The sequence below is a fragment of the Bacteroidia bacterium genome, assembly GCA_026932145.1.
Classification (GTDB): domain Bacteria; phylum Bacteroidota; class Bacteroidia; order J057; family JAIXKT01; genus JAIXKT01.
The window spans coordinates 1-2359 of record JAIXKT010000049.1 but is presented as its reverse complement, the minus strand read 5'-3'; the positions used below and the strand labels follow the sequence as shown (position 1 = coordinate 2359).

Annotated in this window: 4 protein-coding genes; 1 reads left to right on the top strand and 3 read right to left on the bottom strand. The window is 32.7% G+C overall.

The genetic code is table 11. From position 1 onward, the window contains the following. Together LC115_11305 and LC115_11300 are read right to left on the bottom strand one after the other, a co-directional pair. Positions 1-286 (bottom strand): transposase (locus tag LC115_11305; protein ID MCZ2357251.1); only part of this gene is annotated, 286 nt, incomplete at its 3' end. Between the two features lie 374 nt (positions 287-660). Further along, on the bottom strand, positions 661-993 hold the full coding sequence (locus LC115_11300; protein ID MCZ2357250.1) for a transposase: 333 nt from the start codon (positions 991-993) through the stop codon (positions 661-663). A 59-nt stretch (positions 994-1052) separates the two neighbouring features. Here LC115_11300 and LC115_11295 point away from each other — a divergent pair, with 59 nt between their 5' ends. Continuing rightward, positions 1053-2135, top strand: a complete 1083-nt coding sequence (locus tag LC115_11295; GenBank protein MCZ2357249.1) for a BamA/TamA family outer membrane protein — start codon at positions 1053-1055, stop codon at positions 2133-2135. A 27-nt stretch (positions 2136-2162) separates the two neighbouring features. On the opposite strand, the gene LC115_11290 is transcribed toward LC115_11295, so the two are convergent. Continuing rightward, positions 2163-2359, bottom strand: a 197-nt coding sequence (locus LC115_11290; protein MCZ2357248.1) for an IS630 family transposase, incomplete at its 5' end; no start/stop codon positions are given.

The window sequence follows — 2359 nt, the reverse complement described above, 5'->3', positions numbered from 1 at the left end:
CAACGAAGGTCATCCAGCTTAAATCGGTGTTGGTCCTGTCTTCTATGTCTCTGTCGCTCAGGCTTTTATACCAAACGCCGAGCAGTAGCATTTTGAAAAGAATAATGGGGTTGTAGGCGGGTCTGCCGTCCGGTCTAAGCCCTTTTGGGTAGTGTTTTTGAAGTATTTTTACGATTGATTCCCAATCAATTACCTCATTTATTTGCTTTAGAAACGCGTTTTTAGAACTGCGTTTAGAAACGTAGGGCTGGCTAAAACTCATCTGTATTTGGGCGTGCTTTATCACACCACAAAAATAATAAATTATTTAATTAATTCAAAATCAAATAGTTAAATATTTTTATTCTTTTTGTCGTGCAACAGGCTCAATCTAATTGTTGCTGCCCACCATACGAGTTTATAAACTCTTGCGCTTTTTTGCAATATTTATCAATCAAGTTATCGTCTGAAGAACTGCCGATAGTCTTAATAAGTTTGTACTTGCCACCGCTTTTATCTATGACTTGTACACTTACACCCCCCGATTTGTTCTTTTTCTTTCGCCAAAACATCCCACAAAGCTATACCGAGCTCGCCGGGACACCCAAAACAAAAACAAACAATATTCATAATCAATGAGTTATAGAGAAAAAGCGTTGATCTTGGGTAAAAGTGATGAAGTCAGGAGAAAGAACAAGTTTTAACAGTTTGACTATCAATTAATCCAAGACTTGGTGAAACATGTTTTCCTTTTTCCTTTCTTAACTTATCACGCAAAAAATCATGTATTTCTTCAATAAGCCCTTCTGCTGTCCATTTTCTGAAATAATAATAAACGAGTTGCCACTTAGGGAAATCTTTAGGCAGCAATCTCCATTGAACACCAGTTTTGGTGATGTACAATAATGCGTCTACAATACATCTTAAAGGATGCTTTCTTTTCCTGTTATCATTTACTATTTTTTCAATAGCTTCGTACTGAATATCAGTTAGGTTGGTTGGGTAGGCTTTCATACTTGCTTAATTATCTGATTAATAATCAGCAATATACGAATAAATATTTATTTAACAATGTGATATTAAATACGTTAACAATTTTTACACCATTTTTAAACAACCTCTTACTCTTTTTATTCGTTCCTATATTTTTATGGGGGCAGGATACTGTTAAAATGAAGAAGGTAAAAATATTACCTGTTCCTGCATTTGGGCATTCCCCAGAAACAAGAACATATATTGGTGCAGTTTCTTTATTTACATTTGATTTTTATCAAGATTCTACTACAAGGCATTCAAATGCAAAAATTGAGTTCAATTATACTTGGAACAGGCAAATAATTATCGAATGTGGGTGGAATTTTTTTTCTAAAGATGAGAACTGGTTTACCAAAGGACAAATTCATTCTTCTAAATTTCCTGATTATTACTACGGAATAGGTTCTAACACTCCTGATTCCAACAAATTCGCATACCAAAGTAATAGGTTCATTTTTGACATCTCCACATTTAAAAAAATAAAACCATATCTTTTTACTGGTGTAACCTTAAAATATATTCAATATTGGAATGTTAGCCCTATTAATGCAACTTCTTTGAATTATCTTGAATTAACTAATAATGTTACCTTAGGATTGGGATATTCGTTATTAAAGGATAATAGAAATAGTATATTAAGTCCAACAAGTGGTACATACATCTATGTTAACAGTACTTATAATTTTTCAAAATCGAATTATTGGAAATTTCTATTGGATTTAAGGTATTACAAAACTTGGAATGAGAAGTTTACTATAGCAGGTCGTTTTGTAAACGATATAAGTACAAATACTCCTCCATTTTATGATTACGCTTTTTTAGGTGGGGATAAATTCGTTCGTGGGTACTATTATGGAAGATACCGCGACAAAAACCTAAGTTGTTTGCAATTAGAATTTAGACTTCCTATTGTTTGGCGTATAGGAATGGCTACTTTTGGAGGGATTTCAAACGTGTATCCTGATGCTTCAAATATAAAAATGACAAATACAAAATACAATACTGGCTTAGGAATTAGGTTTATGGTTGACAAAAAAGATAAAACGAATTTACGTCTTGATTATGCAATTGGAAATAATAAAAATAATGGATTTTATGTTTCTTTTGGAGAATCGTTTTGAAATTTATATTTTGCAACTAGTGCTATGTTAATCGTAAATTGGTGGATAAAGTCTTCTGAGTTTTTGCCTTGCATCGTTTGTTGTAAATTGCCAATTGATTTTACCATTTTTGTTGTTTCTGTGTTGTTGCCAAGCCTCTACTTCGCTGACAATATTTTCTATTTTTGCAATATGCCTGTTCAAACATTGATGGTTTAGAACGTGTAATTCTATTTCTGCCATAT